Raw genomic sequence first — 13,296 nt, forward strand, 5'->3', positions numbered from 1 at the left:
ACACTGGCAAGGAGCCCCTGGTGACCTCCTGAATCGCCTCTGCGTGCTCTGAAAGTTGCAGATGCAAGGCGCGGCTCGCCGGCAATGGCCGAAGCCCTTGGCAAGAGTCGCAACACAGCAGGTGCAGCTTTCAGAGCACGCCCTTCGGGGCTTTCAGAGCGCTCCACAATCGGCGTTGCGACTTTTTGAAAGGCCCCGGCCTTACTGCAAAGTCGCGCCTTGACTGTGAAGCGCTCTGAAAGCCAGAGGCGACTCAGGAGGTCACCAGGGGCTCCAGCCGGGAAGTCGCCCGCAAGGCCGAACCGACAGGTTTCTGCCCCTGAGTCCGAAGACCTGCCCTGGACAGAATGTCGAGCCTTCGCGTTTATAAGGTTAGCAGACAGATTCTTTGGCCACGGCGATTAGCGGTCGTTGGTCCCAGGCTAGCGGATGACTGTCATCATCCCCTCTCCCCTGGAGGGAGAGGGTTAGGGAGAGGGGGAAAGCGGCGGACTCCGGAGTTAAACTCCTCCCCCTCACCCCGGCCCTCTCCCTCCAGGGGAGAGGGAGAAAAGCTCCCGCAAGCTTTGGTGACCGACGCTCGATCCTGCCCGGAAATCTCCTGCAACGCGAAGTCTCGTAATACCAACGCGTTGTAAAGGAGAACACCCATGTCCACAGCCCTGGCCGAAGCACCTCCAGCCACCACCGAATCCCTCCAGGTCATCAAGCGCAACGGCACGCTGGTCGGCTTTGACCCCTCCAAGATCAGTGTTGCTGTCACCAAAGCCTTCCTCGCCGTGGAGGGCGACAAGGCCGCCGGTTCCGCCCATATCAACCATGCCGTGAAGCAGGTGACCGATCAGGTCCTGCAGGCCATCAGCCGACGCCTGAAGGCAGGCGGCAAGGTGCATATCGAGGACATCCAGGACCAGGTGGAACTGGCCCTGATGCGCGGCGGCGAACAGAAGGTTGCCCGGGCCTACGTGCTCTACCGGGAAGAACACGCCCGTCAGCGGGCGCAGGACGAGCCGGTGGAAGCCCACCCCCACCTGACCGTGAGAAAAGCCGACGGTGAGCTGGCCCCCCTGGACCTGGGGCTGATGAAACTGCAGGTGGAGCAGGCTGCCCATGGCCTTGAGGGCATCGACGGCGAGTCACTGGTGGAGGACGCCCTACGCAACCTCTACGACGGTATCGAGGAGACCGGCGTGCTCTCCGCCCTGGTCATGACTGCCCGGGGCCGAATAGAGCAGGAGCCGGACTACAGCGCGGTCACCGCGCGGCTGCTGCTGGAACAGATCCGGCTGGAAACCGCCGGGGCCCTCAACCTACCCACTGACCTGTCACTGTCGGATCTCTATCCCCGGGCCCTGACAGCCTTTATCCATGAAGGCATCCGTTATGAGTTGCTGGACGAAGCCTTGGCCGCCTTTGACCTGGACCGTCTGGGCGAGGCCCTGAAGCCGGAGCGGGACCTCCAGTTCGGCTTCCTGGGCCTGCAGACCCTGTACGACCGCTACTTCCTGCACTGGGACAAGGCGCGGCTGGAACTGCCCCAGGTGTTCTTCATGCGCGTGGCCATGGGCCTGGCCCTGCGGGAGGACGATCCCAACGCCCGCGCCATCGAGTTCTATGACCTGCTGTCCAGCTTCGACTACATGGCCAGCACACCCACACTGTTCAACAGCGGCACCCGCCATTCCCAGCTGTCCTCCTGCTACCTCACCACGGTGCAGGATGACCTGGAAAGCATCTACGGCGCCATCCGCGACAACGCCATGCTGTCCAAGTGGGCCGGCGGCCTGGGCAACGACTGGACCTCGGTGCGCGCACTTGGCTCGCACATCAAGGGCACCAACGGCCAGAGCCAGGGCGTGGTGCCCTTCCTGAAAGTGGTCAATGACACCGCCGTAGCCGTCAACCAGGGCGGCAAACGCAAGGGGGCGGTCTGTGCCTATCTGGAAAGCTGGCACCTGGACATCGAGGAGTTCCTGGAGCTGCGCAAGAACACCGGCGACGAACGCCGTCGCACCCACGACATGAACACCGCCAACTGGGTGCCGGACCTGCTGATTGAACGCATGCGCAACGACCAGGACTGGACCCTGTTCTCCCCCAGCGACGTGGGCGACCTGCACGACCTGTATGGCAACGAGTTCCGCGAGCGTTACGAGCACTACGAGGCACTGGCGGAGCAGGGCAAGATCAAGCTATTCAAGAAAGTCTCTGCCAAGCAGCTCTGGCGAAAGATGCTCACCGTACTGTTCGAGACCGGCCACCCCTGGATCACCTTCAAGGACCCCTGCAACCTGCGCTCGCCTCAGCAGCACCGGGGCGTGGTCCACAGCTCCAACCTGTGCACCGAAATCACCCTCAACACCAGCACGGACGAAATCGCCGTGTGCAACCTGGGCTCTGTGAACCTGGCCGCCCACGTGAAAGACGGCGAACTGGACGTCCAGCGCCTGGAGCGCACCGTCTGCCGCGCCGTCCGCATGCTCGATAACGTCATCGACATCAACTACTACGCGGTAACCCAGGCCCGCAACTCCAACCTGCGCCACCGCCCCGTGGGCATGGGCCTGATGGGCTTCCAGGACGCCCTCTACAAACTGGGTCTGCCCTACGCCAGCCCGGAAGCCGTGGAATTCGCCGACGTGGCCATGGAGCAGATCAGCTACTTCGCCATCCGCTCCTCCGCCGAACTGGCTGGTGAGCGCGGCGCCTACGAAAGCTACGAAGGCTCCCTGTGGCACCAGGGCGTCATGCCCATCGACTCCGTCAACCGCCTGAAGGAAAACCGCCGGGAAGGCGACCTCAGCGTGGACACCAGCGTTCGCCTGGACTGGACACCGGTGCGCGAGCTCATCGCCAAGAACGGCATGCGCAACAGCAACGTCATGGCCATCGCGCCCACGGCCACCATCTCCAATATCGTGGGCGTGTCCCAGTCCATCGAACCGGCGTACCAGAACCTGTTCGTCAAATCGAACCTCTCCGGTGAGTTCGCCGTGGTCAACCCGTCCCTGGTCCGCGACCTCAAGGCCGAGGGTTTGTGGGACAACGTCATGGTCAACGACCTCAAGTACTTCGACGGCAGCGTCCAGCAGATCGACCGCATCCCCGATGAACTCAAGGCCCGCTACGCCACCGCCTTCGAAATCGACGCCCGCTGGCTGGTGGAAGCCGCCGCCCGGCGCCAGAAATGGCTCGACCAGGCCCAGAGCCTGAACCTGTACATGGCCGAACCCAACGGTCGCAAACTGGACAACCTGTACCAGCTGGCCTGGGAACGGGGCCTGAAAACCACCTACTACCTGCGCTCCCTGGGTGCCACGGGTGCTGAAAAGACAGCACCGGTCGCCGCGCCACAGCCGCAGGTGTGTTCCATAGACGAGCCTGACTGCGAAGCCTGTCAGTAGAGGCTGAGATATCACGAAAGTCGGCATCATACATTCCCTCTCCCCTGGAGGGAGAGGGGGAGGCGGCCATACTGCAGAATTGGAGTCTCCACCCTCACCCCAACCCCTCTCCCCTCAAGGGAGAGGGGCTGTATGGCGGTACCCTCGACCCCTGGCATCACCCTTATTAAAGGAGATCCCCATGCTGAACTGGGACGACGAACCAAAATCAACACCAGAAGCCACTCCGGAAGGCCCGGCCCCTGTTAACCTCGACGACAAACGCGTTATCAACGGCGAAACCGACATCAACCAGCTGGCACCGTTCAAGTACCCCTGGGCCTGGGAGTACTTCATGAACGCCAACAAGAACCACTGGACGCCGCTGGACGTGAATATGGCCCAGGACGTCCACGACTACCACCACCGCCTCAACCCGTCGGAAAAACACGTTTACGAGAACGTACTGGCATACCTCACCACCTCCGACATCCTCGCCATGCGCAATATAGGCCTGGCGGTGATGGAAAAGATGAGTGCGCCGGAACTGCAGATCTACCAGGCCCGCCAGGTCTACGAGGAAGCCATGCACACCTGGGCCTACCAGCACTGCATCGAAACCCTCAACCTGGACCAGAGCGAGATCTACAACCGCTACCGCGTGGTGCCGGCGATCAACGGCAAGATCCAGATGGCCAACCGTCGCCTGGATGCCGCCATGCGCTCCGACCTCAACCTGCGCAACCGGGACGACCTGCAGGAATTCATCATGTCCTACCTGTTCTTCGCCGCCGTGTTCGAGGGTGCCTGGTTCTACAATGGCTTCAGCCCCATCTTTGCCCTGCAGCGCCGGGGCCTGATGCGCGGCACTGGCGAACAGTTGCAGTACATCCTGCGGGACGAGGCCATGCACTTCTCCTTCGGCCTGAAAGTGGTCAACCAGATCCTGGAGGAAGAAAACATCACCCTCGACCCCAAAGCTGTGCGCGACATGTGGGACGAATCTGAAGCCGCAGAACGGGACTACGCCAACTACATCCTGCGCGATCCCATCCTGGGCTACTCCGCCGAGTACCATAGCGAGCAGTTCCGCTTTGTGGCCAACCGGCGCGCACGGACTGTTGGTCTGGAAGAACCTTTCCCGGGAGCCAAAAACGTCTCACCCTGGCTGGACGAGCAGGCGACGATGCGTAAGGAAAAGAACTTCTTCGAGACGCGGGTTATCGAATACCAGACTGGCACACAGTTGGAGTGGTAGCCGGCGAGGGGGTATCAATCGATGGTGTGCATCCCGGAGTTCAGCGAACGCGTTCGCAAAACTCCATAAGTCAGCGGAGAAATGCCTATAACTATCTGATAGTGTTTAGATCAAAAGACGAACGTCGTGTCATGCGGACCGCTAGGTTTGCCTGAAACTCCATGGAGGGAATATGAAGTGTCCGAGAACAGGAAGTCCGCTCAGGCCGTTGAAAGTCGGGGGCATCACCGTTGATGTATCAAAGGCATGTGGCGGTGTTTTCTTCGACAATTTCGAGCTTGAGAAATTCGATGAAAGCACTGAGCTGCGAGGTGAGGTATTGGCAGAGCACCTGGAGCAGTTCAGTGTTCCTCTTCTGGTTCAGAACGAACGGATTAACTGTCCGAAGTGCGTCACGACAGTTATGCGGCGGTACTACTACAGTCCAGAGAATCAGATTGAAATCGATGAGTGCGTTACCTGTAACGGTATCTGGCTGGATGCTGGCGAGCTGGAACACCTGAGAAGGCTGTTCCCCACCCAGGCAAAAAGGCAGCAGGTCGGCAGGGACTTTGTCGAAGCGAAATTCAACAGTCCGGAATATCGTGACTATCAGCGGGAACAGCAGGAAAGCACTGATCGCATCAACCATGTGACGGATGTGTTGTGGTCTGTGTTGGGTGTTCGGCGTAGAAGGTAGACTGTGTTTATAAAACCTTATTCGTTGAACCTTCATGCCAAGACAGTTCTATCGCCGGGGCCCGGACCATCGCGCCGGCGCCCCGGTGACTTTCCTGGATGTACGCCGTCGCTTCCAGTTTCGCACCGTCGAGATCGGCCGCTGGGTGACCGAACCGGAAAAGCAGCGCAGCGCGACCCTGTTCTACGATGCCTTGTGCGACCTGATGAACATCCTGGGGGGTAATGAAACCCTCATCTCCCTGCGGGGCAACCTGGCCCTGCAGTACGGTATCGGGGGCCAGCCGGGTGTGTCCGCCCACTACACCCCGGCCACCCGCAGTTTCGCCCTGGCCAAGAACGCCGGACCCGGCAGTATCGCCCACGAATGGTTTCACGCCTTTGACCACTACATTGCCGACAAGCTGTTCGAAAGCACCGGCAAGGGAGAATTTGGGTCCACTCTATGGCTAACCCGCGACAATGCCATCAGCCACCCCCTGAACCATCGCCTGCAGGCCTGTTACAAGTGCATACTGCTGAATGAAGCGGGCACCGCTCCCAGCGAGCTCTTTCGTAATTCTGCCTTGGCTGACAAGGCCGCCGGTGTGCACTACTTCAGCAAACCCGAAGAACTCTGCGCACGGGCCTTCGAAGCGTTTGTGCAGGATGCGGACTGCAAGAACGAGTTCCTGGTGAAGGGTACCCAGGAATCGGAAGAAGCCAGGATGGGGCTGTATCCGCAGGGTGAACAGCGGGCAGCTATCAACGGCGCGTTTCAGAACTACTTTCTTAACCTTGGCCGTGCGCTACAGCGAATCAAAGCGTGAGTGCCGGCGTGAAGTAAACAGGCTGGCGTATCCCTTTCGGGTCGGTTGCCGACCCGCTATGGTTCAGGGACGGGCGCCTGTTGATATACAAAGTGAATGAGATTCGATATTGAACGAGATAAACGCAGCCTGGAGGCAGTGCCGATGAAACCACCTCTTGGTCCTCCACCTCCAGTGGTACCGTCGACTATCTGGTTGCTGGTCTTTGCCGGGGGCGCACTGTTGTACATCGTTTTTCGAGACGTTTTTCCTCAAGGCGTGGGGTGGTTATTCAAGATCATCCCCATTGCCCTGCTTCTGCAGTTTGTGGTGACAAAGGCGTCGGGTAACACCCGTAACCTGCTGGTTGCTGCGCTCGTGTTGTCGGGTATCGGTGACATACTTCTGAGTCTGGACGGGCTGTTTATTCCGGGTCTTGGTGCTTTCCTTCTGGCGCAACTGACCTACACAGCGCTGTTTCTCACCCAGTTTCACTGGCGGGCGGGTCGGTTGTTCTGGGCAGCCGGGGTCGTTGGCTACACTCTGGCCTGCACGCTGTACATCATTCCACAGACCGGTGACCTACAGGTTGTCACCACGGTTTATATGGCCGCTATCAGCCTGATGGCAATCTCCGCCGGTTTTCGGGCTGACCGGCAGTTCCTATGGGTGGCCGTAGGCGCACTGATATTCATGATCAGTGACACCCTGATTGCCATCGACAAATTTGTTTCGTCCTTTGCGTGGTCCGGTGTGGCCGTAATGACGACCTATTACGCAGCTCAGTTGCTGATTTGTTTTGGCATGGTCAGGCATGGCAGTGATGCCTCGCCAGAATGGGGGAAGCATCCCGCCCGTTAGAACCTTTATCGAAGCGCGCTCTGACCTCTGCGCCACGAGATAGCCGACAGCGGTCCCATCTCGGGGCCCGGTTAGCCAACGTTATACAGACCAGGAGAGTCAGAAAGGCGCTACCGAAATGCTGGTGGTAAAGACACCTTGAAAGTACGCTGTTGGGCTAACCCGTGAGCGTTGCAGGAGGCAGCATGATAGTGATCTATGGAATCAAAGAGCGTCTTAACCCCATCAAGGCCCGGCTTTCCGACGTGATACATGGATGTATGCAAACGGTTCTGGGCATGCCGGAGGACAAGCGGGCTCACCGTTTTATCCCGATGGATGCGGAGGACCTGTATTATCCCGGTGGCAGAACGGACGCCTACACCATCATCGAAATCAACATGATGCAGGGTCGCGCTCCGGAGACCCAGAAAGCCCTGATCAAGGCGCTTTTCAGCCGGATCGAGTCGGAGCTGGGGATCTCCCCTGTGGATATCGAAGTGACCATCAAGGAGCAGCCGCCTCACAGTTGGGGGTTCCGGGGGATGACCGGGGACGAAGCGCGCGATCTGAAGTATTCGGTGAATGTGTAATTGAAGGGCTTTCACCTGGCCTGGCCTCCTGGCTCTCTCTGATATTTACGGGAGCCCGCTACCTGCACACCCTGTTTTCCCTGTGTGCCGTACAGCCCTGGCGCACGGTGGCGTTTGTGGTCGGGGTAGTTTGTATGTTGGTAATGAGTTTTCAGATTGTGGCGGCGCTTGTCCGAGCATGATCGACATGGTGATTTCGCCTCGTTTTGCACGCCACTGGTTTGTGTTTTTGATCGCAGACTGTCGAGCAATCCCGGAAGCGACTGATCAGATCTGATAATGTGATTTTTAGCTACAGATAAGAAGCCCTGATCGCTCGGAAGTCTTCAGGTCAGGATGGTTACGATCACCGGTAGCGGGCAGTTGAAAACACACGGTGTTCAAGGAAAGGGATTTTCTGGATGAAAAAGATGGTTTTTATCGCACTGGCTGCTCTTGTCTTCCAGCAATGGGGAAACATTAACGAGTTCTTTAACCCGCCACCGGACTATGCCGCTGCCCATGGCGGCAAGGTCATCCTCTACGCCACCGATTGGTGCGGCTATTGCGAAAAGACCAGGCAATATCTTACCTCCAGTGACATTCCTTACCATGAGTACGATATCGAGAAGTCGGAGGAAGGCAAGCGCCAGTTCGATGCTCTTGGGGGCAGTGGTGTCCCGGTGCTTCTGGTCAACGGCGATGTGATAAAAGGATATGACCCTGCACGTATTAATGAGAGCCTCGACTGATGAGTGAAAATAAAGACCTGAAAGGACTTGGCGGTTGGCTGATTCTGGTGGCCATTGGGGTGATTGCTACCCCGATTATGTTGCTGGTAACGTATGTTCCACTTTATGTACCGATATTTCAGGATGGTACGTGGGACGTGTTAACCACGCCAGGATCGGGAGCGTATCACCCGCTGTGGGGGCCGTTGCTGGTTGGCGAAATAGTGTTTAACACGATACTGTTTTTTGCCTCTCTATGTTTGATATATCTTTTCTTTTCAAAGCATTACCTTTTTCCAAGGGTTTATATCGCGATTGTGGCTACTTCGCTCGTTTTTATCCCTCTGGATGCCTGGCTCGTTACGATAGTGCTACCGTCTGAACCAATGTTTGACCCGGTCACAATGAAGGAATTCCTGCGTAGCCTGATAGCTGCTCTTATCTGGATTCCATACATGCTGGTTTCGAAAAGAGTCAAAGCAACCTTTGTTGAGAAAAGGCCTTCTGAGTCAGTAAGTCGGGTTGCTGAATACGGCGGCTGATTGCTGTATCAAGGTCCGTCAGAAGGAAAACGGAGCGAATCCATGTGTGTGCACGTTCGTTCTGGCGTAATAGCCAAGACAACGTGCACCCCTATTTCACAGAGCGTCTGTTTTAGTCCTTCTCTATTAAAGCCTACCCGCCCCCATCCCGCACATTCTCCATCACCACAAAGGTGCTGGTCTGCAATACATGGGGCAGTGCCGAGATCTGTTCGCCCAGCACCTGCCGGTACTCAGTCATGTTGCGGGTGCGAACCTTCAACAGGTAGTCGAAATTGCCGGCGATCATATGACACTGCTCCACGGCGGCAATCTGCCGTACCGCTTCGTTGAAGGCGGCCAGGGCCTTGCTGCTGGTGTCGTTGAGGGTGACCTGGGCGAATGCAATGTGGTTCAGGCCCAGGCGGGTCTGGTTCAGCAGGGCGGTATAGCCGGTGATGTACCCCTGTTCCTCCAGCCGGCGCATGCGGACCTGGCAGGGGGTCTTTGACAGGCCCACCCGGGAGGCCAGTTCGGTCACGGTGATACGCCCATTCTTCTGAAGCTCGCGCATGATGGAATGATCGATGCGATCCGGATCGGCCATGACGTTTTCCCGCTGGTATTTGAAACCGGTTGCGCAATTCCTGCGTAACCCGGAATAGGGTTCTAGACTGATAGGGAGACAGGTTCCACTGGGTGGCCGGTGACTGCCGGTTGTCTCCCGAAAATACATGTTGCCTATATTTGTCAGATTTTGCCGGAAAAAGTCGGCTTTATCGAATGGAATAAGAGATTTCCGACTATCTGTTCCTGGTGATACAGGAAAACGGTCTGCATGTGTGCCGGTAGAATGCCTGTCAGAGACAGTTGACGACGAGGTTACCGTTATGAAACCGCAGCAGTCAGAAACACCAACACAGGCGGAAAGCCGCCAGGCCGTCCGCGAATACTATGTGGCAGACGAATACGAGACGATTCGTGAGCTGATTGCGGACGCCGGCCTGTCCGGGGAAGAGCGCCGGGCCATTTCGGCCCGGGCCGCCGAACTGGTGCGCGACGTTCGTTCCAGTGCCCGCTCCACCATCATGGAAAAATTCCTGGCGGAGTACGGCCTGACCACCAAGGAAGGCGTGGCGCTGATGTGCCTGGCGGAAGCCCTGCTGCGGGTGCCGGATAATATGACCATCCATGCCCTGATCGAGGACAAGATCACCTCCGGCAACTGGAGTGCCCACGTGGGCAAGGCCTCGTCATCCTTTATCAACTCCACTACCGTAGCCTTGCTGATGACCAGCAACCTGCTGAAGGATTCGGAGCGCCAGAGCGTTGGCGATACCCTGCGCAAGATGGTCAAGCGCATGGGGGAGCCGGTGGTGCGTACCGTTGCCGGTCAGGCCATGAAGGAGATGGGCCGCCAGTTCGTGCTGGGGCGCGATATCGAGGAGGCCCAGCGGGAAGGCAAGGATTACGTGGCCCGTGGCTACACCTACTCCTATGACATGCTGGGTGAGGCAGCGCGAACCGACGCCGACGCCCTGCGCTATTACGAGGCCTATGAACACGCCATCGACCACCTGGCCAAATCCTGCGATGGTGATGTGCGCAAGAACCCGGGTATTTCCGTCAAGCTGTCTGCCCTGCTGGCGCGGTATGAATACGGCCAGCGTGACCGGGTCATGAAGGAGCTGATGCCCCGGGCCCTGAAGCTGGCGAAAAAGGCCGCCGCCGCCAACATGGGTTTCAACATCGATGCCGAGGAGCAGGACCGGCTGGACCTGTCCCTCGACGTGATCGAAGCCATTCTCTCCGACCCGGAACTGGCGGGCTGGGAAGGCTTTGGCGTGGTGGTGCAGGCCTTTGGCAAGCGCTCATCGAAGACGCTGGACTGGCTCTACGCCCTCGCGGAGAAGCTGGACCGCCGGATCATGGTGCGGCTGGTGAAAGGGGCCTACTGGGACGCCGAGATCAAGCGCGCCCAGGTGATGGGCCTGAGCGACTTCCCGGTGTTCACCCGCAAGGCCTGCAGCGATGTGGCCTTCCTGTCCTGTGCCCGCAAGCTGGTGAATATGGCGGACCGTATCTATCCGCAGTTTGCCACCCACAACGCCCACTCGGTGTCGGCCGTGCTGGAAATGACCCGCACGGCCGGCCTGGAGAACTACGAGTTCCAGCGCCTGCACGGCATGGGCGAATCACTGCACAATCAGGTGATGGAAGACAGCGGCGTGCCCTGCCGTATCTATGCGCCCGTGGGCAAGCACAGCGACCTGCTGGCCTACCTGGTGCGCCGCCTGTTGGAGAACGGCGCCAACAGCTCCTTCGTTAACCAGATCGTTGATACCAGCATCAAGCCGGAAGAGATTGCCCGGGATCCTATCGACACCGTGGAATCCCTGGGGCGCGACCTGTCCAGCAAAGCCATCGTCAAGCCGGCCAGCCTGTTTGGCGAGCAACGCCGTAACTCAAAAGGCTGGGACATTACCGATCCGGTCACCATCAACGAGATCGAGCAGGGGCGCGGGCAATACCGGGACCACCGCTGGAAAGGCGGTCCACTGATTGCGGCGGATGTGTTTGGCACGGAAGTGGAGGTAGTGCACAACCCCGCCAACCCGGAGGATCTGGTGGGTTATGTGACCCAGTCTTCCGAGGAAGATATCAATGCCGCCATCGGCGCCGCCCAGGAGGAATTCAGCCACTGGTCCGCCATGCCTGTCGCGGAACGGGCGGCGTGCGTCCGCCGGGTCGGTGATCTGTATGAGGAACACGCCCACGAGCTGTTCGCCCTCACCACCCGTGAGGCCGGCAAGTCATTGCTGGACGCGGTCGCCGAGATCCGTGAGGCGGTGGACTTTTCCCAGTTCTATGCCAATGAGGCCGAACGGTATGAGGGCAGCGGTGACGCCCGCGGCGTGATGTGCTGTATCTCACCCTGGAACTTCCCGTTGGCCATCTTCACCGGGCAGATCCTGGCGAATCTGGCGGCCGGTAACACCGTGGTGGCCAAGCCAGCGGAACAGACCTCGCTGCTGGCTGCCCGTGCGGTGGAACTGATGCATGAGGCCGGTATCCCCAAGGCGGCGATCCAGCTGTTACCGGGTACCGGTGCTACGGTCGGTGCGGGTCTGACGTCCGACTCCCGCATCGCCGGTGTCTGCTTTACCGGCTCCACGGCCACGGCCCAGCGCATCAACCAGGCCATGACCGACAATATGGCTCCGGACGCGGCGCTGGTGGCGGAAACCGGTGGCCTGAACGCCATGATTGTGGACTCCACCGCCCTGCCGGAGCAGGTGGTGCGTGACGTGCTGGCCTCATCCTTCCAGAGTGCGGGGCAGCGCTGTTCCGCCCTGCGAATGCTGTATGTGCAGAAGGACATCGCCGATCACCTGCTGGAAATGCTATACGGCGCCATGGATGAGCTGGGCATAGGCGACCCCTGGCAGCTGTCCACCGACGTGGGGCCGGTGATCGACGAGGGCGCCCGCAAGAAGATCCAGGAATACTGCGACCGCTTTGAGAAGGAAGGGCGCCTGTTGAAGAAGGTACCGGTGCCTGGCGGTGGCCTGTTTGTATCGCCAGCGGTACTCAAGGTCAGTGGTATCGAGGATATGGAGGAGGAGATTTTCGGCCCTGTGCTCCATGTGGCCACCTTCGAGGCGAAAGACATCGACAAGGTCGTGGACGCCGTCAACGCCAAGGGCTACGGCCTGACGTTCGGTATCCACAGCCGGGTGGACCACCGGGTGGACCGCATTGCCAGCCGCATCCACGTGGGCAACACCTACGTCAACCGCAACCAGATTGGCGCTATTGTGGGCTCCCAGCCCTTCGGTGGCGAGGGCCTGTCCGGTACCGGACCCAAGGCCGGCGGCCCCCAGTATGTGAGACGTTTCCTGCAGGCTGACGTCAAGCAACGACCGGCGGCGCCGGATGCAACCACAGTGGATGCCAGGGCGCTCAAGGCGCTGATCGGGGAGGTGGAGAAAGCCAAGGTACCGGCCCCCGGTGACAGGATGGCACACCTGGTGCCGATTCTGGGCGAGGCTCCCCATCCCCTGGACGACGATGCCGAGGAGCTGCCGGGCCCCACCGGGGAGCTGAACCGGCTGAGCAACCATCCTCGCGGCCTGGTGTTGTGCCTGGGACCGGACCGGGAAACCGCCCTGGAGCAGGCGGCCACCGCTCTGTCCCAGGGCAACCGGGTGGTGGTGATTGCGCCGGGGGTTGAGGACACCCTGAAAAAGGCCGCGGAGGCGGGGCTGCCGGTGGTGAGCAGCGCGGGCCTGCTGGAGCCGGAGGCACTGGTCTCGGTGGAAGGTTTCCACGCGGTGGTGAGCTGCGCCGAGACGGAGCTGCTGAAGCAGTATCGCCAGGCCCTGGCGAAACGGGATGGCGCCCTGCTGCCACTGATCACCGAGCACACCCTGGATCAGCGCTACGTGATTGAGCGGCATCTGTGTATCGACACCACGGCCGCCGGGGGTAATGCGAGCCTCATTGCCTCATCCGAATAGGCCGG

Annotated in this window: 11 protein-coding genes; 10 read left to right on the top strand and 1 reads right to left on the bottom strand. The window is 59.5% G+C overall.

Going from position 1 to position 13,296, the window contains the following annotated elements:
- Positions 1-650 precede the first annotated feature (650 nt).
- The 9 genes from ACFOZ5_RS01625 (at position 651) to ACFOZ5_RS01665 (ending at position 8,792) form a co-directional block, all read left to right on the top strand.
- Positions 651-3,404, top strand: a complete 2,754-nt coding sequence (locus tag ACFOZ5_RS01625) for a ribonucleoside-diphosphate reductase subunit alpha (protein WP_379884975.1) — start codon at positions 651-653, stop codon at positions 3,402-3,404.
- Positions 3,405-3,585: 181 nt separating this feature from the next.
- A complete protein-coding gene (locus ACFOZ5_RS01630) occupies positions 3,586-4,641 on the top strand; it encodes a ribonucleotide-diphosphate reductase subunit beta (protein WP_379884977.1) in 1,056 nt (351 codons plus the stop codon).
- A gap of 172 nt (positions 4,642-4,813) precedes the next feature.
- A complete protein-coding gene (locus ACFOZ5_RS01635) occupies positions 4,814-5,320 on the top strand; it encodes a TFIIB-type zinc ribbon-containing protein (RefSeq protein WP_379884979.1) in 507 nt (168 codons plus the stop codon).
- Between the two features lie 34 nt (positions 5,321-5,354).
- On the top strand, positions 5,355-6,128 hold the full coding sequence (locus ACFOZ5_RS01640; protein ID WP_379884980.1) for a CLCA_X family protein: 774 nt from the start codon (positions 5,355-5,357) through the stop codon (positions 6,126-6,128).
- A gap of 144 nt (positions 6,129-6,272) precedes the next feature.
- Positions 6,273-6,968 carry a lysoplasmalogenase gene (locus tag ACFOZ5_RS01645; RefSeq protein WP_379884981.1) on the top strand — a complete coding sequence of 232 codons (696 nt, stop codon included), beginning with the start codon at positions 6,273-6,275 and terminating at the stop codon, positions 6,966-6,968.
- 185 nt (positions 6,969-7,153) lie between these two features.
- Positions 7,154-7,540: a tautomerase family protein gene (locus ACFOZ5_RS01650; RefSeq protein ID WP_379884982.1), complete on the top strand. Its 387-nt coding sequence runs from the start codon at positions 7,154-7,156 to the stop codon at positions 7,538-7,540.
- Entirely contained in the window at positions 7,477-7,722 is a 246-nt protein-coding gene (locus ACFOZ5_RS01655; protein ID WP_379884983.1) for an MAPEG family protein, read from the top strand. Before ACFOZ5_RS01650 ends, ACFOZ5_RS01655 begins: the two co-directional genes overlap by 64 nt.
- Before the next feature lie 219 nt (positions 7,723-7,941).
- Positions 7,942-8,271 carry a glutaredoxin domain-containing protein gene (locus tag ACFOZ5_RS01660; protein ID WP_379884984.1) on the top strand — a complete coding sequence of 110 codons (330 nt, stop codon included), beginning with the start codon at positions 7,942-7,944 and terminating at the stop codon, positions 8,269-8,271.
- A complete protein-coding gene (locus ACFOZ5_RS01665) occupies positions 8,271-8,792 on the top strand; it encodes a DUF2569 domain-containing protein (protein ID WP_379884985.1) in 522 nt (173 codons plus the stop codon). Before ACFOZ5_RS01660 ends, ACFOZ5_RS01665 begins: the two co-directional genes overlap by 1 nt.
- Before the next feature lie 133 nt (positions 8,793-8,925).
- Here the strand turns inward: ACFOZ5_RS01665 and ACFOZ5_RS01670 are convergent, their stop codons facing one another.
- Entirely contained in the window at positions 8,926-9,378 is a 453-nt protein-coding gene (locus ACFOZ5_RS01670; protein WP_379884986.1) for an Lrp/AsnC ligand binding domain-containing protein, read from the bottom strand.
- A 283-nt stretch (positions 9,379-9,661) separates the two neighbouring features.
- Here ACFOZ5_RS01670 and putA point away from each other — a divergent pair, with 283 nt between their 5' ends.
- Positions 9,662-13,291: a bifunctional proline dehydrogenase/L-glutamate gamma-semialdehyde dehydrogenase PutA gene (gene putA / locus ACFOZ5_RS01675; protein WP_379884987.1), complete on the top strand. Its 3,630-nt coding sequence runs from the start codon at positions 9,662-9,664 to the stop codon at positions 13,289-13,291.
- Positions 13,292-13,296 lie beyond the last annotated feature (5 nt).

It is taken from the genome of Marinobacter lacisalsi (genome assembly GCF_042651045.1).
In the GTDB taxonomy this organism is placed as follows: Bacteria; Pseudomonadota; Gammaproteobacteria; order Pseudomonadales; family Oleiphilaceae; genus Marinobacter; species Marinobacter lacisalsi.

Bases quoted from the DNA above. Each gene is read 5' to 3' on its own strand.
- ACFOZ5_RS01640 (WP_379884980.1), top strand. From the start codon at position 5,355: ATGCCAAGACAGTTCTATCGCCGGGGCCCGGACCATCGCGCCGGCGCC.
- ACFOZ5_RS01670 (WP_379884986.1), bottom strand. From the start codon at position 9,378: ATGGCCGATCCGGATCGCATCGATCATTCCATCATGCGCGAGCTTCAG.
- ACFOZ5_RS01645 (WP_379884981.1), top strand. From the start codon at position 6,273: ATGAAACCACCTCTTGGTCCTCCACCTCCAGTGGTACCGTCGACTATC.
- putA (WP_379884987.1), top strand. From the start codon at position 9,662: ATGAAACCGCAGCAGTCAGAAACACCAACACAGGCGGAAAGCCGCCAG.
- ACFOZ5_RS01630 (WP_379884977.1), top strand. From the start codon at position 3,586: ATGCTGAACTGGGACGACGAACCAAAATCAACACCAGAAGCCACTCCG.
- ACFOZ5_RS01625 (WP_379884975.1), top strand. From the start codon at position 651: ATGTCCACAGCCCTGGCCGAAGCACCTCCAGCCACCACCGAATCCCTC.
- ACFOZ5_RS01650 (WP_379884982.1), top strand. From the start codon at position 7,154: ATGATAGTGATCTATGGAATCAAAGAGCGTCTTAACCCCATCAAGGCC.
- ACFOZ5_RS01665 (WP_379884985.1), top strand. From the start codon at position 8,271: ATGAGTGAAAATAAAGACCTGAAAGGACTTGGCGGTTGGCTGATTCTG.
- ACFOZ5_RS01660 (WP_379884984.1), top strand. From the start codon at position 7,942: ATGAAAAAGATGGTTTTTATCGCACTGGCTGCTCTTGTCTTCCAGCAA.
- ACFOZ5_RS01635 (WP_379884979.1), top strand. From the start codon at position 4,814: ATGAAGTGTCCGAGAACAGGAAGTCCGCTCAGGCCGTTGAAAGTCGGG.